The 22,521-nt window shown below is 60.4% G+C and carries 19 protein-coding genes and 2 tRNA genes; 16 read left to right on the top strand and 5 right to left on the bottom strand.

Annotated elements, in window-relative coordinates; all coding sequences use genetic code 11:
• The first annotated feature begins 284 nt into the window (after window positions 1-284).
• From ACTNDJ_RS04760 to typA, 4 genes are all read left to right on the top strand, one after another.
• Complete coding sequence (locus ACTNDJ_RS04760) at window positions 285-785, top strand: bifunctional nuclease family protein (protein ID WP_427748159.1); 501 nt, start codon at window positions 285-287, stop codon at window positions 783-785.
• The gene (locus tag ACTNDJ_RS04765; RefSeq protein ID WP_427717929.1) at window positions 786-1,175 is read left to right on the top strand and encodes a hypothetical protein; all 390 of its coding nucleotides are present in this window, start codon (window positions 786-788) and stop codon (window positions 1,173-1,175) included.
• A 30-nt stretch (window positions 1,176-1,205) separates the two neighbouring features.
• Window positions 1,206-1,655, top strand: a complete 450-nt coding sequence (locus ACTNDJ_RS04770; protein ID WP_154516767.1) for a hypothetical protein — start codon at window positions 1,206-1,208, stop codon at window positions 1,653-1,655.
• A gap of 118 nt (window positions 1,656-1,773) precedes the next feature.
• The gene (gene typA, locus ACTNDJ_RS04775; protein ID WP_154516764.1) at window positions 1,774-3,612 is read left to right on the top strand and encodes a translational GTPase TypA; all 1,839 of its coding nucleotides are present in this window, start codon (window positions 1,774-1,776) and stop codon (window positions 3,610-3,612) included.
• A gap of 104 nt (window positions 3,613-3,716) precedes the next feature.
• Here the strand turns inward: typA and ACTNDJ_RS04780 are convergent, their stop codons facing one another.
• From ACTNDJ_RS04780 to ACTNDJ_RS04795, 4 genes are all read right to left on the bottom strand, one after another.
• Entirely contained in the window at window positions 3,717-4,862 is a 1,146-nt protein-coding gene (locus ACTNDJ_RS04780; RefSeq protein WP_441083419.1) for a polymer-forming cytoskeletal protein, read from the bottom strand.
• A 184-nt stretch (window positions 4,863-5,046) separates the two neighbouring features.
• Window positions 5,047-5,736, bottom strand: coding sequence for a trimeric intracellular cation channel family protein (locus ACTNDJ_RS04785; protein WP_229770653.1), 690 nt, complete (start codon window positions 5,734-5,736; stop codon window positions 5,047-5,049).
• Window positions 5,737-6,036: 300 nt separating this feature from the next.
• Window positions 6,037-6,127 (bottom strand) — tRNA-Ser (locus tag ACTNDJ_RS04790).
• A 48-nt stretch (window positions 6,128-6,175) separates the two neighbouring features.
• A tRNA-Ser gene (locus ACTNDJ_RS04795) sits at window positions 6,176-6,266 on the bottom strand.
• Window positions 6,267-6,759: 493 nt separating this feature from the next.
• On the opposite strand from ACTNDJ_RS04795, the gene rpsF reads away from it, so the two are divergent.
• The 12 genes from rpsF (at window position 6,760) to carB (ending at window position 21,596) form a co-directional block, all read left to right on the top strand.
• Window positions 6,760-7,053, top strand: coding sequence for a 30S ribosomal protein S6 (gene rpsF / locus ACTNDJ_RS04800; RefSeq protein ID WP_006235831.1), 294 nt, complete (start codon window positions 6,760-6,762; stop codon window positions 7,051-7,053).
• A 48-nt stretch (window positions 7,054-7,101) separates the two neighbouring features.
• The gene (locus ACTNDJ_RS04805; protein ID WP_006235830.1) at window positions 7,102-7,554 is read left to right on the top strand and encodes a single-stranded DNA-binding protein; all 453 of its coding nucleotides are present in this window, start codon (window positions 7,102-7,104) and stop codon (window positions 7,552-7,554) included.
• Window positions 7,555-7,626: 72 nt separating this feature from the next.
• Window positions 7,627-7,893 (top strand): 30S ribosomal protein S18, encoded by a 267-nt coding sequence (gene rpsR / locus ACTNDJ_RS04810; RefSeq protein WP_006235829.1) that lies wholly within the window; start codon window positions 7,627-7,629, stop codon window positions 7,891-7,893.
• Between the two features lie 15 nt (window positions 7,894-7,908).
• A complete protein-coding gene (gene rplI / locus ACTNDJ_RS04815; protein WP_154516756.1) occupies window positions 7,909-8,448 on the top strand; it encodes a 50S ribosomal protein L9 in 540 nt (179 codons plus the stop codon).
• Between the two features lie 219 nt (window positions 8,449-8,667).
• A complete protein-coding gene (dnaB, locus tag ACTNDJ_RS04820; RefSeq protein ID WP_427718155.1) occupies window positions 8,668-10,065 on the top strand; it encodes a replicative DNA helicase in 1,398 nt (465 codons plus the stop codon).
• Between the two features lie 92 nt (window positions 10,066-10,157).
• A complete protein-coding gene (locus ACTNDJ_RS04825; protein WP_427717940.1) occupies window positions 10,158-11,444 on the top strand; it encodes an adenylosuccinate synthase in 1,287 nt (428 codons plus the stop codon).
• Between the two features lie 120 nt (window positions 11,445-11,564).
• The gene (purD, locus tag ACTNDJ_RS04830) at window positions 11,565-12,869 is read left to right on the top strand and encodes a phosphoribosylamine--glycine ligase (protein ID WP_154516747.1); all 1,305 of its coding nucleotides are present in this window, start codon (window positions 11,565-11,567) and stop codon (window positions 12,867-12,869) included.
• 21 nt (window positions 12,870-12,890) lie between these two features.
• Window positions 12,891-13,586 carry an NUDIX domain-containing protein gene (locus ACTNDJ_RS04835; RefSeq protein ID WP_441083420.1) on the top strand — a complete coding sequence of 232 codons (696 nt, stop codon included), beginning with the start codon at window positions 12,891-12,893 and terminating at the stop codon, window positions 13,584-13,586.
• Between the two features lie 82 nt (window positions 13,587-13,668).
• Window positions 13,669-15,438, top strand: coding sequence for an ABC transporter ATP-binding protein (locus ACTNDJ_RS04840; RefSeq protein ID WP_441048769.1), 1,770 nt, complete (start codon window positions 13,669-13,671; stop codon window positions 15,436-15,438).
• Window positions 15,439-15,457: 19 nt separating this feature from the next.
• Window positions 15,458-16,423: a hypothetical protein gene (locus tag ACTNDJ_RS04845; RefSeq protein ID WP_441063247.1), complete on the top strand. Its 966-nt coding sequence runs from the start codon at window positions 15,458-15,460 to the stop codon at window positions 16,421-16,423.
• A 411-nt stretch (window positions 16,424-16,834) separates the two neighbouring features.
• Window positions 16,835-18,280 (top strand): glutamine-hydrolyzing carbamoyl-phosphate synthase small subunit, encoded by a 1,446-nt coding sequence (carA, locus tag ACTNDJ_RS04850; RefSeq protein WP_441048767.1) that lies wholly within the window; start codon window positions 16,835-16,837, stop codon window positions 18,278-18,280.
• A 1-nt stretch (window position 18,281) separates the two neighbouring features.
• Complete coding sequence (carB, locus tag ACTNDJ_RS04855) at window positions 18,282-21,596, top strand: carbamoyl-phosphate synthase large subunit (RefSeq protein ID WP_441083421.1); 3,315 nt, start codon at window positions 18,282-18,284, stop codon at window positions 21,594-21,596.
• Here the strand turns inward: carB and ACTNDJ_RS04860 are convergent.
• On the bottom strand, window positions 21,485-22,417 hold the full coding sequence (locus ACTNDJ_RS04860) for a DMT family transporter (RefSeq protein WP_441048765.1): 933 nt from the start codon (window positions 22,415-22,417) through the stop codon (window positions 21,485-21,487). The two genes, carB and ACTNDJ_RS04860, sit on opposite strands and share 112 nt — an antisense overlap.
• Window positions 22,418-22,521: the final 104 nt, after the last annotated feature.

Raw genomic sequence — 22,521 nt, forward strand, 5'->3', positions numbered from 1 at the left:
ACTGAAGGGACTGACCCCGGAGGAGTTCCGGAGACAGTCCCTTGCGGCGTAGTTCTTATTTAAGCCGTCCAGGTTTTGGGGTGCAGTTCAATTTGGGACGGGGCTTTTTTGGCTACCCTGTTCTGCGCAGCCTCAGTTTCTAGACCTGCCGCTGGGTAGCTAAAAAAGCCCCGTCCCAAATTAACTACTTTGATTTTGTGTGCTGGGCGAAAGTTTGGGTAGTATAGCTATTCAATGCGGCGGAGCTGCCGCGCATGCCAATAACAACGTACCGGAGGTGTTCCATGGTTCGTGTCGACATAGAGACCATCGTCATGGCCGCCGGTCCCGTGCCATCGCTGATCGTCTTGCGCGAGCGTTGCCGTAAGTCGGATTCGTCCGCGCCGCTGCGCTCTCTTTCCATCCAGACCGGTTCCTACGAGGCAGCGGCCATCAGCCGCGGTATCGATACCGGCCGCACCGATCGCCCCATCACCCACGATCTTTTGCTCGATACCATCGAAGTGGTGGGAGCGAAGATCGAGCGTATCGAGATCGTGCGCGCCGAGCCGCCGGTGTTCTACGCGACGGTCGTCGTGCACACCGATAGGGGCGAGCGTATGCTTGACGCACGACCGAGCGACGCTATCGCCCTTGCCGTGCGCAGCAATGCCCCCATGTTTGTGGAGGACGACATCATGAATCGCTTGGGCACCGTCTCTCCGCTTGCCGACGAGGTTGACGACGAGAGTGAGTTCGAGAAGTTTGACGAGTTTGTCCACACGCTCTCGCCCGATGATTTCTAAATGTCGGTTGAGCACGATGCACGGCGAGCGCTGATGGGTACCAGTGTGTCGACCGAAGCAGCCGCTATCGCGCGTGAAGCCCATATGCGCGCCGAGGCATTTGAGGCCGCGCGCATTGCGTATGTGACGCAGGCTCGCACCCTTCGCGAGCGCCGTGACTCCTATATCAAGATGGTTGTTGTCTCCGCGCTTGCCGCGGTAATCTTGTCGCGGCTTCGTGGTACAGTTGGTGCGCTTGGGTTTTCGATTTCGACGGGCCTGGTGATCTGGGGCGTGGTCGATGCGGTAATGCTGACCAACCAGATCAAGGTGCTCGACAAGCGCGCGGCGGATATGGTTCGCGCCCGTGACGCTGCCGCCAGAATCGCGGCCGAGGCACAGGAGTTATAACGACGCCGAATGCGATGGGAAGGTCAAAAGATGGCACAGGATATGCAGGACGCCGGTAACGTCTCCGCCGAGCTCGACGCCATGGTGTGCGATCTGATCGGTGCGTTTTTGGATGACCTTGCCGCCGGTGAAAACCCGGGCGTTGTCGTGGCGATCGAGGATGCCGCCTCCAACCGCTATCTTGCGGCTCTCGACGAGGACGGTGAGGAGGCATGCCTGGAGGCTGCCACCAACTTTATCTCCGAGCACAAGATGGGTCTCAAGGACGAAGGCCTGGGCCGCATCGCCCGCTATGCCATCGGCTACACCGGCTGTGTGGAGATCGAGGGCGGATATCACGACGCTTTGCTCGTTAGCTTCTTCGAGACCACGCTCGAGAGCGGTTTTTCGGCATATGTGCTGTACGAGGGCATGGGCGCCGGCGATGGTTTTATGTGGAGCGACCCTGAACCTGCAGGTGAGGAAACCCCTCTCATCTAGAATCGCTAAAATAAACGAGTTTTTCGGTAAAAGGCTCAATATTCCCGCCGAGCGTTGTGTTGCTGGACGGGTCGCATACGCGTGCCGTTTGTATATAGATAGAAGATAGGGGAACTACATGCGCGTAGACAATCTGAGGAACATCGCCATTATCGCCCACGTCGACCACGGTAAGACGACGATGGTCGATAAGCTCCTGCGTGCCACGGACGCCTTCCGTGCCAACCAGCAGGTCGAGGATCGCGTCCTGGACTCCAACGACCAGGAGCGCGAGCGCGGCATCACGATTCTCGCCAAGAACATCTCTATCGAGTACAAGGACGTTAAGATCAACGTCATCGACACCCCGGGCCACGCCGACTTTGGCGGTGAGGTCGAGCGCGTGCTGCGCATGGCCGACGGCGCCCTGCTGCTGGTCGACGCCTTTGAGGGCCCCATGCCCCAGACCCGCTTTGTCCTACGTCACGCCATCGACACCGGCCTTAAGATCATGATCGTCATCAACAAGATCGACCGTCCGGGCGCCAACCCCGAGAAGGCCTATAACGACTGTCTGGACCTTATGGCCGACCTGGGCGCCACCGACGACCAGCTCGAGTTTGCCATGGAGCACGTGGTCTATGCCAGCGCCATGAATGGCTTTGCCCGCCTTGACCCCAACGACGGCAACATGGACATGTACCCGCTGCTCGACATGATCATCGACGACATGCCCGCGCCCGAGGTTGACGAGACCGCGCCGCTCGCTATGCAGTGCGTGACCATCGACCACTCCAACTTTGTCGGCCGCATCGGCATTGGCCGCGTGTACTCCGGCACCATTCGCCAGGGCGATCAGATCCTGGTCGTCAAGAACGACGGTTCCAGCGCCACCGCTACCGTCAAGCAGCTCTTTACCTTCGACTACCTGGGCCGCACCGAGTGCCAGGAAGTCGGCGCCGGCGACATTGCCGCCGTCGTGGGTATCGAGCGCACCGACATCGGCGATGTCTACACCGATCCCGAGAACCCCGTCGAACTCGAGCCTATCGAGATCGATCCGCCGACCCTGTCCATCGTCTTTGAGGCCTCGACCTCTCCGCTCGTCGGCCGCGATGGCGACATTGTGGGCGCTCGTCAGCTCAAGGAGCGCCTGTTCAACGAGGCCGAGAACAATGTGACCATGAAGATCGAGGAGCTCGAGGACAAGAGCGGCGTCGAGGTCTCGGGCCGCGGCATTCTGCACCTGTCCGTCCTGATGGAGTCCATGCGTCGCGAGGGCTTTGAGTTCCAGGTCGGCCGTCCCCGCGTTCTGTTTAAGAAGGATGAGAACGGCAACAAGATGGAGCCCGTCGAGCAGGCTGTCGTCGAGTGCCCGGACGAGTACTCGGGCAAGGTCGTCGAGGTCTTTGGCACCTCTGGCGGCATTATGACCAGCATGGACACCTCGGGCATCGTGACGCACCTTGAGTTTAAGATCCCGACCCGCGGCATCATGGGCCTTAAGAACCGCATCATGAACGTCACTCACGGCGAGGGCGTGTTCTATCACACCTTCCTGGAGTACGGTCCTTACGCCGGCGAGATCGGCAACCGTCAGAACGGCGCTATGATCTCCATGACCACCGAGAAGGCCGTTGCCTACGCTCTGGGCACGCTTCAGGAGCGCGGCCAGCTGTTTGTTGAGCCGGGTGTCGAGTGCTACGAGGGCATGATCGTGGGTGAGCGCAGCAAGGCCGGTGACATGGTCGTCAACATCGCCCGTACCAAGAACCTGGGCAACCAGCGTTCCTCGACCTCCGATATCTCCGTGCAGCTGGTGCCGCCTCGCACCTTCTCGCTGGAGGAGGCACTGGAGTACATCGCCGATGACGAACTGGTGGAGATCACCCCCAAGAACATCCGTCTGCGCAAGCGTCTGCTCAACGCCACCGATCGCAAGAAGGCTGCCGTTCGCGCCGGTCAGGTCAACAAATAAGCGCTGAGCTCTGTAGCATTCACAAGAAAGGGCGTCGACCATCGCGGCCGGCGCCCTTTTTGTACCACCACAAAGAGGAAGGAAACCTTTGCGGTGGTTGGCGGTTAGGCGGAGGGAAGGCCCGGGGTGTTGGGGGCCTGTTGCGGCTTGACGTGGGCGTTGCGCCAGATGATCTGAATGAGATAGCCCAGCGTAAAGACGAAGGCTACGCCGCTGATAAAGTTGCCCATAAGGGGAAGTGCCGTAAGGGCGCCGGCGATGGCGCCGCCCACGGCGGCCATGGCGTAGCGGTTCTGGCTGTGCCCGACCATGCGTGCGACCGCGGTGCCCGCAAAGGCCGCCGAGACCAGGGCGATGCCGATGGCGCCGCACATCAGGGCTCCGGCGAGCGACAGGCCGGCAATAGAGATGATGAGCAGCAAGATGGCGGGAACGGCGGCTACCGTGCCCAAAAGACCGCTCACCCACAGCGGGACGGGGTGCTGGTGAAGCATGCCGGCCGCGCTGGCTGTTGCACGCGGAAAGACGAGCTCAAGGAGAATCGCGACAAAGCAGGTGGAAAGAGCTGCGGCAACGATGCCGCCGATGACGTCGTTGACGGTGGAGGTATCCTCGTTCTCGGTGCGGTCGATCTTGAGGGCTCCCACTTTGGCGCCGTCGGCGCGTTCGGGATCCTGTGAGACATGAGCGTTTACGGTGCCGGTGATGTTGGCGTTTTTGCCGAGCACCAGCTTGTCGGCCCAGACCTCAACATCGCCATCGACAGTGCCGTCGATGGTTACCGTACTGCCCGCGAGCACTGCCGACTTGGCGGAGCCGCGCAGGGCAACCGTCTCACCTGCGGCATAGAAGCAATTGGCGGTACTGCCGGAGTTAAGTACGACGTGCTGAGCGGCAACTGTCACGCTTCCATCAATGGTGGTCTTGGCGATATCGATGGTGCGCGCCGCCAGGCGAACGGCGCCGCCTACGGTGCAGTCGCGAATCGACAGGCTTTCGCCCGCGGCGATGATATCGCGGTCGATGGACGCGTCGTCCAGGCTAAGGCTTTGACCGGCCCAGTACAGATCGCCCCCGACGCCGGATGGACTGGAATCCCCGTCGGACACGAAAACATTGCCCGCGGTGTCGGTGCCGGCGAATGCCATGGAAGGCAGCGCGGTAAACGCCAGCGCGATAAGCGCGAAGGCCATAATGAGGTGTCCGCGCATGTTGTGATGTTGCGCCGCCGCGGGTTGGTTGTGAGGCATGGTGAATCCTTTGCTTGGTGATTTGCATACGCCCAATATGGTACCCATTGCGCCTTCGCTCTAAAAGAAACTCGCGGTTGCAGTATTCTGCATGGGCAATTGCCTACGTAAGGCGTCGCGGGATATCGGGCCTGCGGCCGGTTGTAGATAGGCTGTCACCTTGCGATGGGCCGGGCCGTGCTATCTATTTTTTACGATGTAGGAAACGCGCGATATCGTCCTCGGTGGGGCTTTTGATGTCAAAGCGCAGCGAGAGCCAGCGCAGGCCCATGGTCACTGCGACGCAAACGACCAGCGCGACGACATTGCTGACCAAGCCGCTCATGACAAGGCAAACATAGCTTGCCGATCCAGCGATAGCCGCGATGGCATAGAAGTTGGTGCGCTGGAAAATACCCGGCACCACGCCCATAAAACCATCGCGCAGCATGCCGCCGCCTACCGCGGTAAAAAAGCCCATCATGATGCACACGACCGGTGCAAATCCGTACACGAGCGCCTTATCTGCGCCGGTTGCCGCATAAATACCCACCGAGATGATGTCGAGCAGGGGGATGAGCTTGTCGGGCTTGTCGACGATGGCAGGGAAGATGTAGATGATGGCCGCCGTGGCGATGGACAGCGGAAGCGCCATGGGCTGGTTGAGGATGTAGACGTTGCCCACCTGGAGCGTCATATCGCGCAAAAGACCGCCGCCCAGACCGCAGACCACGGCGAGCGCGACGGCGCCCACCAGATCGAGTTTGTGCTCGCGCGCAACCAGCACGCCCGAAATCGACGCCGCGACGACAGCGAACATCTCGAGCCAAAACGGGATGGCAACCATGGCATCCGAGGCGTGTGCGGTAACGATTACAGTGGCGATGACGGGCAAGGTGGGTTCCTTTGGGTAGTTGGATTGGAAAATGCCCGTACATAGTACATGGTTGTGGGAGGTCGTGACCCCATTGCTCGGTAAACGGTCGGAACTGGGCGCGGTCACAGGTTCCAAACATGTACATCAGCCTCAAAAAACGACATTTTTTGACATCTTTGGAGGGTGATGTACATGTTTGGAGATCTGGGTTGGTGTTGAACGCCCCGGCGGGTTCGAACCCCTCCTCCGCCGCCGTATTTGTCTGTAAGGGAATCAAAACAAAAAAGCTCCCTTTGTTGGGAGCTTTTTCAACCAAAATGGCGGAGGAGGAGGGATTCGAACCCTCGTGACCTTATACAGGCCAAACGGTTTTCGAGACCGCCGCATTCAACCACTCTGCCACCCCTCCGCGTGGGGTAAAAACAAAGCAGGCACAAAGGCCTGCTTTGGAATTAACTGGCGGAGAGTCAGGGATTTGAACCCTGGAGACGCTTTTGACGCCTACACGATTTCCAATCGTGCTCCTTCGGCCACTCGGACAACTCTCCGTTAAATGCGAAAGTCAGTATACACGAGGAATCGCAAAGTGCAAACCAAAAACTTGGCATTTTTTAAATTGCATCGCTCCGTCGTTTGCCCAACCGTGCCGAAACCAATCGATGACCTGCGTAATCGGTCCAGGCGAACTGTTCAAATGAGGTAGTTACGGACGGTCGGGAATCAAGTTTAATAATTCAATATGTCGCGTTGTACCGCTGGTATGCATTTTGCGACCGCAGCCATGCTGCGAGCGACTTGCGGTTATCTGGCAGAAAGTCGGTATGTACCCGCCCTTGTCCTCAAATCCGTCAAGCTCTTGGACAGCATTTGGTTGGAATACGCAAGAAAGGCCGTGCGAGTATGGGCATATGTGGAGGTCATGAGGTTGTAGCTGCATATTCTTGCAGCCTGGGAGGTTGAAAGATACTATTACCAAGTCTTTTCCTGCTTCAGGCGCACCTTCACGACCTGAAGCCACATTTGTCCAGAGGAGGTGACAATATGAAGGCTTATGAACTGCTGTTCTTTGTTGACCCGTCGCTCGACCCCGAGACTCGTCTCGCTGTTATGAAGCGTATCGATACCACGATCGCTGAGGGCGCTGGCAAGGTCGACTCCGTTGACGAGTGGGGCAAGCGCAAGCTCGCCTACGAGATCAACGACCTCACCGATGGTGACTACACCCTCATCAACTTCCACGCAGATCCTACCCAGATCGCCGAGCTTGATCGCGTCCTGCGCATCACCGACGCTGTGGTCCGCCACATGATCGTCCGTCGCGACGACCAGGAGTAAGACTGTCGTTTTGGACTGGGCTTGTGCCCCAAGAGGAAGTAGTGAGTAATGAGCATCAATCGAGTGAACATCACCGGTAACCTCACCCGCGATCCCGAGCTGCGCGCCACTGCCGGCGGAACCCAGGTTCTGTCCTTTGGCGTCGCCGTGAACGATCGCCGCCGCAATGCGCAGACTGGCGAGTGGGAGGACTATCCCAACTTTGTCGACTGCACTATGTTCGGCACCCGCGCCGAGGCCGTGAGCCGTTTCCTGGCAAAGGGAAACAAGGTCGCGATCGAGGGCAAGCTGCGCTACAGCTCTTGGGAGCGCGACGGTCAGCGCAGGAGCAAGCTTGAGGTCATCGTCGATGAGATCGAGTTTATGAGCTCCCGTGGTGGCCAGGGTGGCTACGATCAGGGCGGTTACGCTCCCGCAGCTCCCGCGCCCGCAGCACGTCCTGCCGCACCGGTGGCTACGCCGCCCGCGGTCGACGTCTACGATGAGGACATCCCGTTTTAAGGGTTGTTCACCTATTTTTGAGTGAGAGGCGGCTTCGGTTCGCCGAAGTTGCCAAATGAAAGGTATTTTGACATGGCTAATGATTTTTCTGCACGTCAGCCGCGTCGTAAGTACTGCCAGTTCTGCAAGGAGAACACTGAGTTCATCGACTATAAGGACACTCAGCTTCTCCGTAAGTACATGACCGACCGTGGCAAGATCAAGCCCCGTCGCGTCACTGGCGCTTGCACGCAGCATCAGCATGACATCGCCAACGCCATCAAGCGCGCCCGCGAGATGGCTCTCCTGCCGTACACCGTCCCCGTGGTTTCCTCCCGTGGCAACCGCGACCGCGGCTAAGAAGGGAGACGCATCATGAAGGTTATTCTTCTCGATGAGATCAAGGGCAAGGGCGGCGAGGGAGACGTCGTAGAGGTCGCTCAGGGTTACGCTGAGAACTTCCTGTTCCCCAAGAAGCTCGCTGTTGCCGCCACCAAGGGCAACCTCAAGCAGCTTGACGAGCGTCGCAACAACATCGCCAAGCGCGAGGCCGTCCGTCTGGCTACCGCCAACGAGACCAAGGCTGCCCTCGAGGGCAAGCAGGTCACCGTTGACGTCAAGGTCGGCGACGAGGGCATCCTCTTTGGCTCCGTCACCGCCGCTATGATCGCTGACGCCATCAAGGATCAGCTCGGTATGGACATCGACCGCAAGCGCGTCGAGCTCGGTAAGCCCATCAAGGTTGCCGGTGCCCACACCGTTGCCATCTCGCTGTACCGCGAGATCAAGGCCGAGGTTGTCGTTCTCGTCGGCGTTACCGCCGAGGAGCTCGCTGCCGAGGCTGAGGTCGAGGAGGCCGCTGAGGTCGCCGAGGCCGAGACCGCCGAGGTCGAGACCGAGGCTGCTGCTGAGTAGCATTTGCTGCAACGCAACAATCTTGTTCTAAGAAGGGCGCTCTGGGAGACCGGGGCGCCCTTTTATTTTTTTGCGCTGAGTGGGTGTCACGTCATACATTGAGATGCAGTCTCACATAAGGGACCGTTCATCCGTTTGGTTCGGTGATGATTGTTAAGGCGCGCCTCGATTTAAAGCTGTGGCTGATACTATGGATGCTCGCAAGCGATATGAATGAGGATGCTCATGGCATACGACGATAGGGAGACATGGCTGACGGTCGAGGACCGCGGCTCCAAGTTGGGTCTCCCCCAAAACCAAGATGCAGAGGCCAACGTACTGGCCGCCATGCTGCTATCGCCCGAGGTGGTCGAAGAAGCCCAGGTCGAGCTGCAGCCCGACGATTTCTACCGGCCCATTCATAAGACCATCTATACCGCGATGGTCGATATGTACAACAGTCGCATTCCCATCGACTCCATCTCGCTGATCGATTACCTGCGAAGCATCAACAAGCTCGATGCCGTGGGCGGCGAGGCGTACATTTTGGAGCTGATGGGTCAGACCCTGTCGCTCGTCAACTGGCAGCACCATGCCGCCATCGTTCGTCGCGACTCGATGCTGCGTGAGCTGATTGGCGCCACCAACGAGATTAACGCGCTGGCCTATAACGCCCCCACCGATACCAAAGAGGTCGTGGAGCTGGCCGAGAGCAAGCTGCTCAAGGTTACGGCGCGCGAGGTTAAGTCGAGCTACAAGACACTGACCGAGTTTATGGTCGAGGCCTATAACGAGGCCGAGGAAGTGTGCCAGGCCGGTGGCCAGGCAGCGGGCGTTCCCACGGGCTTCCCGTCACTCGACCGCATGCTTATGGGCTTCCGCGAGGGCCAGCTCATCATTATCGGCGCCCGCCCCGCCGTGGGTAAGACCTCGTTCGCTCTAAACCTGGCGCTCAATGCCGCCGCTGCGGGCTACACCGTCGGCTTTTTCTCGCTGGAGATGTCGGGCAAGGAAATTGCCCAGCGCCTGATTTGCGCCTATGCCATGATTTCGATCAGTGATTTTCGCATGGGTCGCATTAGCCCCGAGCAGTGGGCCAATATCAACGAGGCCACGCAGACCTTGTCCAAGCTCGATATTCTGATTGACGATACGCCCGGCACCACGGTGACCGAGATTCGCGCCAAGAGCCGCCGCATGCTCCACAACAAGGAGAAGGCCATCATTATCTTGGACTACCTGCAGCTGGTGAGTCCTCCGCCAGGACGCCGTTCCGAGAGCCGCACCGTCGAGGTCTCCGAGATGTCTCGTGGCTTAAAGATTATGGCCAAGGAACTCAAGATCCCACTGATCGCGCTGTCTCAGCTGTCGCGTCAGGTCGAATCCCGTACCGGCAAGCGCCCGCAGCTTTCCGACCTGCGCGAATCGGGCTCCATCGAGCAGGACGCCGATATCGTCATGTTCCTGGACCGTTCCGCCGACGAGGCTGAGGCCTCGCGCGACGACCGACCCGACGAGGGCGTCACGCGTATTGTCGTGGCCAAGAACCGTTCGGGCCCGATCGGCGACGTCGACCTGATGTTCCTGCCGGCATCCACCAAGTTCTATGAGCTTGATGGGGTGCATACCGAGGAGTAGGACAGGCGCCCGTTGCACGGGTATACTGGGAATGTTTTGTGCTTCTGCCCGCCGTGTGGCGCGCAGACAGTCCATGTATGTAAGGAGTAAACATGCCGTCAACCGTTTTGGTCGGTGCCCAGTGGGGCGATGAGGGCAAGGGTAAGATCTGCGACCTGATCGCCGGCGACTTCGATGCCGTCGTGCGCTATTCGGGCGGCAACAACGCCGGGCACACCATCGTTGTCAACGGCAAGAAGTACGGCCTGCACCAGGTGCCCTCCGGCATCATGTACGCCGACCACGTGTCGGTGATTGGCAACGGCTGCGTCGTCAACCCCAAGGTTGTCCTTGAGGAGATCGATATGTTCGAGGCCGATGGCATCACCACCAAGAACCTCAAGATCAGCGGCAACGCACACGTGATCATGCCGTATCACGTCGACCTGGACGGCGCCTTTGAGCAGAAGCTCGGCAAGAAGAGCATCGGTACCACCAAGCGCGGCATTGGCCCGTGCTATCAGGACAAGATGGCTCGTATTGGTCTTCGTATGCAGGACATGCTGGACGAGGAGCTCTTCCGCGACAAGCTGGAAACCGCTCTTGCCCGCGTGAATCCCGAGCTCGAGCTGCTTTACGGCCTGCCCACCTACACCGTGGACCAGATCTGTGAAGAGTACCTGCCCATGGCCGAGCGCCTGCGCCCGTACATCACCGAGACGAGCCTGCTGCTCAACAACATGATCGATGAGGGCAAGACCCTGCTCTTTGAGGGCGCCCAGGCAACATTGCTCGATATCGACCATGGCACCTATCCGTTTGTCACGTCTTCCAACTGCACCGCCGGCGGCGCGATCACCGGTTCTGGTGTTGGCATGAAAAACGTCGACCGCGTGCTGGGCGTCATGAAGGCCTACATCACCCGCGTCGGTGCAGGCCCCATGCCCACCGAGCTTTCCTACGAGTCCGAGGCCGGCCATACGCTGACCGAGGAGGGCTATGAGTACGGCGTGACCACCGGTCGCCGTCGTCGCTGCGGCTGGTTTGACGGTCCCATCGCCAACTACGCCTCGCGCGTCAACGGTCTTACCGACATCGCCCTGACCAAGCTCGACGTGCTTTCGGTCTTCGACACCATTAAGGTGTGCGTGGCCTATGACGTCGACGGCGAGCGCTACACCAGCGTGCCCGAGCACCAGGTGCGCTTTGAGCATGCCAAGCCCATCTACGAGGAGCTTCCCGGCTGGAAGTGCGATATTACCGGCTGCCGCAGCTTTGAGGAGCTGCCGCAGGAGGCTCAGGACTACGTGGCATTTGTCGAGGATCTGGCGCACACGCGCGTGACGTTTGTCGGTGTTGGCGCCGGCCGCGAGCAGATCATCAACCGATTCTGGAAGTAATCGGCGTTATTTGGTTATTGCGATATACCCCTTCGCAGCCCGGACGGGCGGCCGAGGGGTATATTTGCTTGTAATGGGCCCGCATGGTTGACGGGCCGTTAATCCATAGAGGAGGCACCCTTGAAGGCGGACACTCAAACCATCGACATCCTGTTGTTGGGCAGCGGCGGCCGCGAGCATGCTTTGGCAGCCAAGCTCGCGGCATCACCGCGCGCCGGCAAGCTCTACATCGCCCCGGGCAACGGCGGCACCGCGAGCTGCGGCGAGAACGTGGTTCTCGACGATTGCGATCCTGCTGCCGTGGCGGCGTTTGCACAGAGCCACGGATGCGGACTCGTGGTGATTGGCCCCGAGGCTCCGCTCGTGGCGGGCGTGGCCGACGCCGTGCGCGCGGCGGGTATTCCCTGCTTTGGCCCGGGTGCCGAGGGCGCTCAGATGGAGGGCTCTAAGCTGTTCTCCAAGCAGCTCATGGAGCGCGCGGGCATTCCGACGGCCGCCTACGGCTCGTTTACCGACGAGGCTTCGGCTCTCGCCTATGTGCGCGAGCAGGGCGCTCCGCTGGTCGTGAAGGCCGACGGTCTTGCCGCGGGCAAGGGCGTTATTGTGGCAACCGAGCTTTCGCAGGCCGAAGAGGCCGTGCGCGAGTGCTTTGGCGGCACCTTTGGCGACGCCGGCAACACCGTGGTTATCGAGGAGATGCTCGTTGGCCCCGAGTGCTCGCTGCTGGCCTTTACCGACGGCAAGACCGTGCGCCCCATGGCCACCTCGCAGGACCACAAGCGCGCGCTTGAGGGCGACCTTGGTCCCAACACGGGCGGCATGGGCGTCTACAGCCCGGTGCCCATCGTGACCGACGAGGAGCATGCTACCATGGTGAAGGTCATGGAGCAGACCGTGGCCGAGCTCGCCGCCGAGGGCATCGATTACCGTGGCTGCCTGTACGGCGGCTTTATGCTTACCCCCGCCGGCCCCAAGGTGCTGGAGTTTAACGCCCGCTTTGGCGACCCCGAGACGCAGGTCGTGCTGCCGCGCCTTAAGAACGACCTGGTCGAGGTCATGCTTGCCTGCGCTAACTGCGAGCTCGACCAGATTGAGCTCGATTGGCGTGACGAGTGGGCGGTGGCCGTTGTCCTGACGAGCGCAGGCTATCCCGGCAGCTACGAGAAGGGCAAGGTCATCACCGGTATCGAGGATGCCGAGGCCATGGAGAACGTGACCGTGTATCACGCCGGCACCGCCGTGGTGGACGGCCAGCTCGTGACCAACGGCGGCCGCGTGCTCGCCGTGACCGCGCTGGGCGACACGTTCGAGAACGCTCGCAACCTTGCCTACGAGGCTTGCGAGAAGATCGATTTTGAGGGCAAGACTCTGCGTCACGACATTGGCCTGCGCGCGCTGCGCGGCCGCGACGCCTGGGATGCCTAAAATCCGAGAGGAATGAGACGGATGGACGAGAAGAACGAAGAGCTCGTGGACGCGCAAATCGTCGAAGAGGACAGCCGCATGTATGGGCACGCCGAGGGCGAGCCTGGTGGCGAGGTCGCTGACGAGCCGGCGCTGGTGCTGGGCGACGACGACCCGCACGATGCCGAGCTGCACGAGAAGATTCTTTCGGAGGAGTGCGCCTGGAAGGGCAAGATCCTCGACGTCCACCGTCTTGAGGTTGAGCTGCCCAACGGTTACCGCAGCGCCCGCGATATCGTTCGCCATCCGGGTGCGGCGGCCGTTGTGGCGCTGACCGAGAGCGGCAAGATCGTACTGGTGCGTCAGTACCGCACCGCCATCGACCGCGTGACGGTTGAGATTCCCGCCGGCAAGCTCGACCCAGGCGAGGACCCGCTCGATTGTGCCAGGCGCGAGCTGCATGAGGAGACGGGCTTTAAGGCCGGGCGCATTCGCTTTTTAACGTCGATTGTCACGACCTGTGGTTTTTGCGACGAGATTATTCACATCTACCTGGCCACCAAGCTCGAGTTCGATGCGCCCAACCCCGACGATGACGAGTTTGTCAACGTTGACCTGGTGCCGCTGCACGAGCTGATCGATGCCGTGCTCGACGGCAAGATCGAGGATGCCAAGACCGTCGTGGGCGCGCTTGCCTGCGACAGCATCGCACACCGCCTTGGTGGTTCTGAGCTGTAACGAGTGGGGATAGCCCTGGGACAAGTACTACTGATTGCTTTGTCCCAGGGTCTTACGTTGCTGATATTTCTTTGAGGATCACATGCTGAAGCGTTTTCTGTCTTACTACAAGCCCCAGATGGGGCTTTTTGTTGCCGATACCATTTGCGCCCTGGTGCTCGCCGCCATTGACCTGGCGTTTCCCATTATCCTGCGCAATCTGTGCGGCGGGCTGTTTACCCAGGGCCAGACTGCCATTATGCAGGCGCTCGGTATGATCGCGGTGGGACTGGTGCTGATGTATGCCACCCGCTGCGCCTGCCGCTACTTTGTGAGCTATTGGGGCCACGTGATGGGCGCGCGCATGGAGTCCAAGATGCGTGAGGACTTGTTCGATCAGTACGAGCGTTTTAGCTTTGCGTACTTTGATCGCAACAGCTCGGGTGACATGATGAGCCGCGTGGTCAACGACCTGTTCGATATCTGCGAGGCGGCGCACCACGTGCCCGAATGGATCATTATTTGCGGTATCGAGATCATTGGCTCGTTTGTGATTCTGTTTACCATTGCGCCGGTGCTCGCACTCGTCATGGCCGTGGTGACGGCGGTGTTCGCGGTCATTATGTTTTGGCAGAATATGCGCATGCGCGAGGTCTTTAGCGATAACCGCAAAAAGATCAGCGGCATCAATGCGCAGCTGCAGGATTCGCTGGCGGGCATGCGTGTGGTCAAAAGCTTTGCCAATGAGCAGACCGAACGCTCTAAGTTCCGTGCCTCTAACGATCGCTACCTTTCGTCCAAGGAAAACATGTATCACGCCATGGGCGTCTACACCGCGACGTATGGTCTGCTCTCGGGCGTGCTCTATGTGATCGTGGTGCTGCTGGGCGGTTGGCTCGTTGCCCAAGGCCAGCTGCAGGCGGTCGATATGGCAACCTTCGCGCTCTACATTTCGCTGTTCTGCACGCCGCTTGAGACGCTCGTCAATTCGGCCGAGACGTATCAGAAAGCCATCGCCGGCTTTAAGCGCATGGACGAGGTGCTCTCGACTGTCCCCGATATTCAGGATAAGCCGGGTGCTGCGGATCTGCAGGTGACGGCCGGCTCTGTTGAGTATCGCGACGTGTGCTTTAGCTACGAGGATGTCGAGCTGGGCGCGGGCGACGGGACGCGTCCCGTTATCGACCATATGGATCTGTCCATTAAGCCCGGTCAAACCATCGCTTTGGTTGGTCCCTCGGGCGGCGGCAAATCAACGACTTGTTCGCTGTTGCCGCGCTTTTACGACGTTTCCGCCGGCTCCATTAGCATTGACGGCCAGGATGTGCGCGACGTGACGCAGCGTAGCCTGCGCCGATCCATCGGCCTGGTGCAGCAAGATGTCTATCTGTTCGACGGAACGATTGGCGAGAACATCGCCTATGGCAAGCCGGGCGCCACGGCAGAAGAAATCGCCGAGGCGGCCCATCGCGCCAACATCGATGCTTTTATCGAGTCGCTTCCGCAGGGCTATGACACCGTGGTGGGCGAGCGCGGCAGCCGTCTTTCTGGTGGTCAAAAGCAGCGCGTCGCCATCGCGCGCGTGTTTCTCAAAAATCCCAAGATCCTTATTTTGGATGAGGCGACCAGTGCTCTGGATAACGAGAGCGAGGAGGCGGTGCAGGAGTCGCTCGAGCGCTTGGCGCGCGGCCGCACCACGATCATCATCGCTCACCGTCTCTCGACCATTAAGCATGCCGACGAGATTGCGACCGTTGAGCATGGTCGCGTTGTGGAACGTGGCACGCACGAGGAGCTTCTCGCCCGTGGCGGCACTTATGCCCGTTACTATCGAATGCAGTTCGAAGGTGCGCGTGCGCACGAGCTCGACTGATTGATATGGCAGGAAGGTTATGGCTGATAAGAACCATCTGACTCCGGAAGAAGTGACGGAGTTATTCTCCGAAATCGATGCATCCGGCGTCTTGGATCCTACACTCGCCAAAAAGCGTACCGAGCGCATGCGCGAGAAAGAGTCTGCCGTCAAACGCGGTGACAAGGCGACACTGGCGCGGCTGCGCAGCGAGGATCGCGCGAGCCAGGCAAAACATATCGACCCGCTGTCCGAGGACGATCCTTCGGGTTCGCAGGTGAGCCATACCATTACGAAAACTGCCATGGCCGTGGTTATCGGCATCTTGGTGCTGATTGTGGGCATGCAGATCGGCTACGGCGTGATGCGACGCCTGAACACCGCGAACCTCTCCGAGAGCGTTTCGGTGGATACCGTCTCGACCGCGCTCAAAGGTGGACTTGAATGGGGCAACGGCTTTACGCAGTTCCCGCTCGATTTTACCGTCGACGAGGCCGACGAGAGTGCGGGCACGGTTGAGGTGACGGTGCTGGACACGTCTTCTGCCAATGAGCTCGAGTTGCTGTCCAACGGTCAGATTCAGGCGGCGGCGCTCGCAACCAATGCCCTGCTCAACGACAAGATTGACCGTGTGGTGTATAACGTCCACGCCTATATCGACGAGGACAGCAGGATTCAGCATGATTCCTTCTTTGGCATGTTTCCCGCCCAGGGCCACCAGAGCGCCATCCTGACGTTCGTCTGGACCAAGAGCTCTTCCAACGCCACCAATATCGACTGGAAGATGCGTATCGTGAGCATGGATGACACCATTGCCGAGCGTATTCAGAAACAGGTGAACTCGGTATCGTCGCTCATCGAGGACCCGGCGGTGAGCCAGACTAAGATTGACGAGGAAAAGGCCGAACGTGACCTGGAGCACCGCCTGCACGGCCGCGAGATTTTCCGTGGCGGCAAGCTTGGCCGCACCCCGTCCGAATTACTTGAGCAGGACAAGCAAAAGTAGTCCCCAGCCACATAGAACGATGACATCCCGCGTGAGCCGCAAGTCCACGCGGGATGATTTTTCTGGGACGGGGATTAAAAAATTATTCTGTCATGTATGCGGTTGGCGAGTAGTCAATTTGGGACGGGGCTATTTTAGCTACCCCGGCTGGTGGCACGACGGTTAGGTTGATTGACGGACGGGGCAGCTAAAATAGCCCCGTCCCAAATTGACTACTCAGCGACAAAGCTCTGCTTTCAGAATGATTTTTTAATCCCCGTCCCAGAAAAATCATTATGCATAAGAAGTCATAATTATCATTTTGTAAACAATTCTATGTAATTAACGCCATAAGTCATACTTACGGTTAGAATACCGCGAGGCCTAACTACACACCTTTAAGCCGGTCCCGAGAGACCGGGAAGGAGAACTATGGCGAACAACCATATTGCGGGCGCTGCCGCCCGCACCATCGCGCCCAGCGAACTGTGCCAGCGCATGCTGGCCAAAACCAGCAAGGGTGCTTGCGGTCCCTGCATCCTGTACCTTGAGGATGGGACCATTTTTTATGGCCGTGCATGTGGTGCCGAGGGCACCGCGACCGGCGAAGTCTGCTTCAATACCTCACTCGAGGGTTACTTTGAGGTTATGACCGACCCGAGCTATGCTGGCCAGATCGTTACCATGACCTATCCGCAGATTGGCAATTATGGCATCGACGAGACCGATGTCCAGTCCGCCTTCCCCGGCGATGACGTACGCCCTGCGAGTGCTCCCGCCATGCGCGGCATGATCGTGCGCGACATGTGTGCCACGCCTTCTAACTGGCGCTCGGCCGTCAGCGTGCCGGAGTACCTGCGCGCACACGGCATCGTCGCTATCGAGGGCGTCGACACCCGAGCCCTGGTGCGCCACCTGCGCGACAATGGCTCCAAGATGGGCATTATCTCGACCGAGGTCCTCGACATCGACGAGCTTGCCGAGCGCTTGGCCTCTGCTCCCACGTTGGTGGGGGAGAACCTGGTCAAGACCGTGAGCTGCCCTGCACCCCATCCGTTCGCCGGAAGCGATCTGCCTGCCGAGCATGGCTTTGCGCTTGCGGCCCCCGCTCCCGCCCGCCACAACGTGGTCGCGTACGACTGCGGTGTCAAGCGTGGCATCCTGGAGGGTCTGGTCCGTGCTGGCTGCGACCTCACCGTCGTGCCGTGGGATACACCCGCGCGTCAGGTACTCGACATGAATCCCGATGGCGTCTTTTTGTCCAACGGTCCCGGCGACCCCGATGCCGTGGTAGAGACCTACGAGCAGGTGCAGCAGCTGATCGGCAAGGTGCCCGTCTTTGGCATTTGCCTGGGTCACCAGATGATCAGCTTGGCATGCGGCGCCCAGATGGAAAAACTCAAATTCGGTCACCGTGGCGGTAACCAGCCGGTTATGAACCTGGTCAGCCGCCGCGTGGAAATTACCGCGCAAAACCATGGCTTTGGCTTGCTGTTCCCCAGCTTGGGCAAGCTTGTCCCCGAACTTTCGGGCGGCGAGACCGAGCATGCGGCCGACGGCGATCTGCGCGTCTGGGTGCGCCGTGGTATCGCGCCCGTCGTGATGAACGAGCGCTTTGGCCGCATTCGACTGACACACGTGAACCTCAACGACGGCACCGCCGAGGGCATTCAGCTGCTCGACGCCCCGTGCTTCTCGGTCCAGTACCACCCCGAGGCCTCGCCCGGCCCCACCGATGCCCACTATCTCTTTACCGCCTTTACGCGACTCATGGACGGCGAGGAGAACTACCTGGACATCGACACCGCGAAGGACCGCCTGCAGGGCTGGAACTTTGCCGACAATGGTTCCGCCACGACCGAGACCGAGGAGAACTAACATGCCTAAGCGTACTGACATCAAGCGTATCCTCGTCATTGGCTCGGGTCCCATCGTCATTGGCCAGGCCTGCGAGTTCGATTACTCCGGCGCCCAGGCCTGCAAGGTGCTCAAGGAGGATGGCTTTGAGGTCATCCTGGTCAACTCCAACCCGGCGACCATCATGACCGACCCGGGCCTGGCCGACCGCACCTATGTCGAGCCCATCACCGCCGAATTTATCGAGCGCGTGATCAAGAAGGAGCGCCCGGACGCGCTGCTGCCCACGCTGGGCGGCCAGACCGGTCTGAACGCCGCCGTCGAGCTGGCAAAGGACGGCACGCTCGACCAGTACGGCGTCGAGATGATCGGCTGCGACCTTGCCGCCATCGAGCGCGGCGAGGACCGCAAGCTCTTTAACGAGGCCATGGCCGAGATCGGCCTGGAGGTCGCGCGCTCGGGCTATGCCTACAGCGTGGCCGACGCCGAGGCCATCGCCGAGCGCGTGGGATATCCCTGCGTGCTGCGCCCGAGCTTTACCCTGGGCGGCGCCGGCGGCGGCATCGCGCACACCCACGAGGAGCTCGTCTCCATCGTGAACCAGGGCCTTGAGCTCTCGCCCGCCCACGAGGTGCTGGTCGAGGAGTCCATCGAGGGTTGGAAAGAGTACGAGATGGAGGTCATGCGCGACCACGCCGGCAACGGCATCATCGTGTGCTCCATCGAGAACCTCGACCCCATGGGCGTGCATACCGGCGACTCCATCACCGTGGCGCCGGCGCAGGCCCTCTCCGACCTTGAGTATCAGCGCATGCGTGTCGCCTCGCTCGCCATTCTGGAGAAGATCGGCGTCGAGACCGGTGGCTCCAACGTGCAGTTTGCCGTGAACCCGCAGACCGGTCGCCTGATCGTCATCGAGATGAACCCGCGCGTGAGCCGTTCGTCCGCACTGGCCTCCAAGGCCACGGGCTTCCCCATCGCCAAGGCCGCCGCTCGCCTGGCCGTGGGCTACACGCTCGACGAGATCGTCAACGACATCACCAAAGCCACGCCTGCCTGCTTTGAGCCCACGATCGACTACTGTGTGGTCAAGGTGCCGCGCTTTGCCTTTGAGAAGTTCAAGGGTACCGACCCCACGCTCACAACGCGCATGAAAGCCGTGGGCGAGATCATGGCGATCGGCCGCACCTTTGAGGAGGCCTTTGGTAAGGCCATGCGCTCGCTGGAGGACGGGCATCAGGGCATTTGCGCTGGTGGCAAGGAAGGTGCCGATAAGCTGAGCGACGACGAGCTCGCTCAGGCCGTGGGCACCCCGACTGAGCACCGCATCTTCTTTGTGGTCGAGGCCCTGCGTCGTGGCTGGGATGTCGCGCGCATCCATGCCATCTGCGGCATCGATCCGTGGTATCTCAACCGTATCAACGATATGGTGCAGGTCCAGGAGAGCATTCGCGGCCTGCGCGTGGAGGACATCGACGCCGACGCGATGCGCCTGCTCAAGCAGTATGGCACGAGCGATGCCGAGATTGCCGCGCTGACCGGCTCGGACGAGCGCTTTGTTCGCGCTTACCGTAAGGGTCTGGGCGTGGTTCCCAGCGTGAAGACGGTCGACACCTGCGCTGCTGAGTTCTCGAGTGCCACGGAGTATCACTACAAGACCTACGAAAACATCTACCGCACGAGCCCGGTCGCCAAGAAGTGCGTTGCCCCCGACGAGACCACGCCGGCAGATAAGCCCAAGGCGATGATTCTGGGTGCCGGCCCCAACCGTATCGGCCAGGGTATCGAGTTTGACTACTGCTGCGTGCACGCGAGCTACGCGCTGGCGGCCCGTGGCTTCGAGACCATCATGGTCAACTGCAACCCCGAGACCGTCTCGACCGACTACGACACGTCCGATCGTCTGTACTTTGAGCCGCTCACCTACGAGGACGTCATGGACGTTATCGATGTTGAGCGCCCCGACGGCGTCGTGGTGACGCTCGGCGGCCAGACCCCGCTTAAGCTGGCGCGCATGCTCGAGGAGAGCGGCGTGAACATCATGGGTACCAAGCCCGATGCCATCGATTTTGCCGAGGACCGCGAGCGCTTTGCCGCCCTGCTCGACAAGCTGGGCATTATGTACCCGCCGGCGGGTCAGGCCACCTCGTTTGAGGAGGCCGAGGCCGTGGCCGCGCATATCGGCTACCCGCTGCTGGTTCGTCCGAGCTATGTGTTGGGCGGCCGCGGCATGATGATCGCCTACGATGCCGAGCATCTGCACGATTACATGGCCGAGGCTGCCCGCATTAGCCCCGACTATCCGGTGTACCTCGACCGCTTCCTGGAGGGCGCGATCGAGTCCGATGTCGATGCCCTGTGCGACGGCGAGGAGGTCTACATCGGCGGTATTCTGGAGCATATCGAGGAGGCCGGTATCCACTCCGGTGACTCCGCGACTTGCATTCCGCCGTTTAGCTTTAGCGAGAGTCTGCAGGCGAAGCTTCGCGAGACCACGCGCCGCATCGCGATGGCGCTGGGAGTCCGCGGCCTGGTCAATGTGCAGTATGCCATCAAGGGCGAGACCGTCTACGTGATCGAGGCCAACCCGCGTGCCAGTCGTACCGTGCCGTTTATCTCCAAGGCCACCGGCGTGCCGCTGGCCAAGTGCGCGGCGCGCATCATGGCGGGCGATTCCATCGCGAGCCTGGGCCTGCCGAGCGACGAGCGCCAGCTGGACTGCTTCTGTATGAAGGAAGCCGTTATGCCCTGGGGTCGTTTCCCGGGAGCCGACGTTATCCTGGGGCCCGAGATGAAGTCGACGGGCGAGGTCATGGGTGTCGCCAAGAGCTATCCCGAGGCATACGCCAAGACACAGCTGGCGATTGACTACAAACTGCCTGATCCGAGCGCCGGCAAGGTGTTCATTAGCGTGTGCGATCGCGACAAGCGCCATATCCTTTCGGTCGCCCGTATCCTGCGCTATCTGGGCTTTGACATCTGCTCTACCGAGGGTACGGCGCGCGTGCTGCGTGGAGGCAACGTGACGTGCGAGGTCGTGGAAAAGATCAGCGGCCCGCACGACGGCGAGCGCCCCAACATCGGTGACCTTATCGCCGATGGCAAGATCGCGGTGATCATCAATACGCCGTACGGCCCGGGCTCGCGCGGCGACGGCTATCTGTTGCGCACCGAGGCGGTGCGCCGCGGCGTGACCTGCGTGACGGCGATGTCTGCCGCCAACACCTACGTGAGTGCTATCGAAGCGGTGCGCGAGGACCAGCAGGGCCACGGCAGCGCCAACGACATGGGCATGGACGTCATCGCCCTGCAGGACCTGCCGCAGTACACGGTGTAATGTGACCTGGTCGGCCGGGGCGGCAGCCGGACACTTTCTCTCGGAAACTGGGCTTCGCGAAGTTTTCCGAGAGAAAGGTCCGCCTCCCGCCCCGGCCTGCGGTGACTCGGTTGCACCGTGTGCTGCAGAAGGGGCTTTGCGCGATGACTAGGGTTGATAAACTGGTAGCCGCTGAGCGCCACGGGGTCCTCGCGCTGGGAGTAGGTGTGGATGAGGGCAGACGAGACAGCGTAGGAGACAGCGGCAATAAGGATGAAGCCCTCGCCTGTGAGCGTGACGGCGCCGCCGCTATCGCCACCGGTGAGGTTGACGATAACGACTCCGGCAAAACCTATAGCGCAGCCGAGGACTTTGCGCGCAGTGAGCCGTTCTTGCCGGAACACGAGCGCTGCCATCAACACGCAGAGAAACGTGTTCATAGCGTTGACGATTGAGCCGCGCACACCCGAAGCGTTTGAAACGCCGATATAAAAGAAGGCGTACTGCACGATAGTTTGGGCAAGCGAGAGTCTGATAACGAGTGGCCATCCCGTGCGTGAGACGCGAGGCAAGCGACGTCTTGTTATGACTGCAGCGGCAAGTGCGATAGCGCCGGCAAGCATAAAGCGCACGCCAGCGAAGAGAAACTCCGATGGTACGTCGCCGTTTTGGATGCCGAGAAGCTCGTAGCCGATCTTGATGCAGGGGATCGCACTGCCCCAGAGCGCGCAGCAGATGAGGGCGAGCGCAGCTACGCACCATGTGCGCGTGAGAGGGTGGCGCGCGGAGTCGGCGTAAACATCGCAAGAGCTGGCGTCGAGTGCGGATGAGGGTTTGGACATACATCTCCCAAACGAGGCGAAGCAGAAAACGCCTCTATGGTACGCGCAATTTTGTGTCCGCACGCGTTGATAGCATAGAACGCGTCATGGAACACAAGTTCGTA

The sequence above is a fragment of the Collinsella sp. HCP3S3_D1 genome (genome assembly GCF_052064015.1).
In the GTDB taxonomy this organism is placed as follows: domain Bacteria; phylum Actinomycetota; class Coriobacteriia; order Coriobacteriales; family Coriobacteriaceae; genus Collinsella.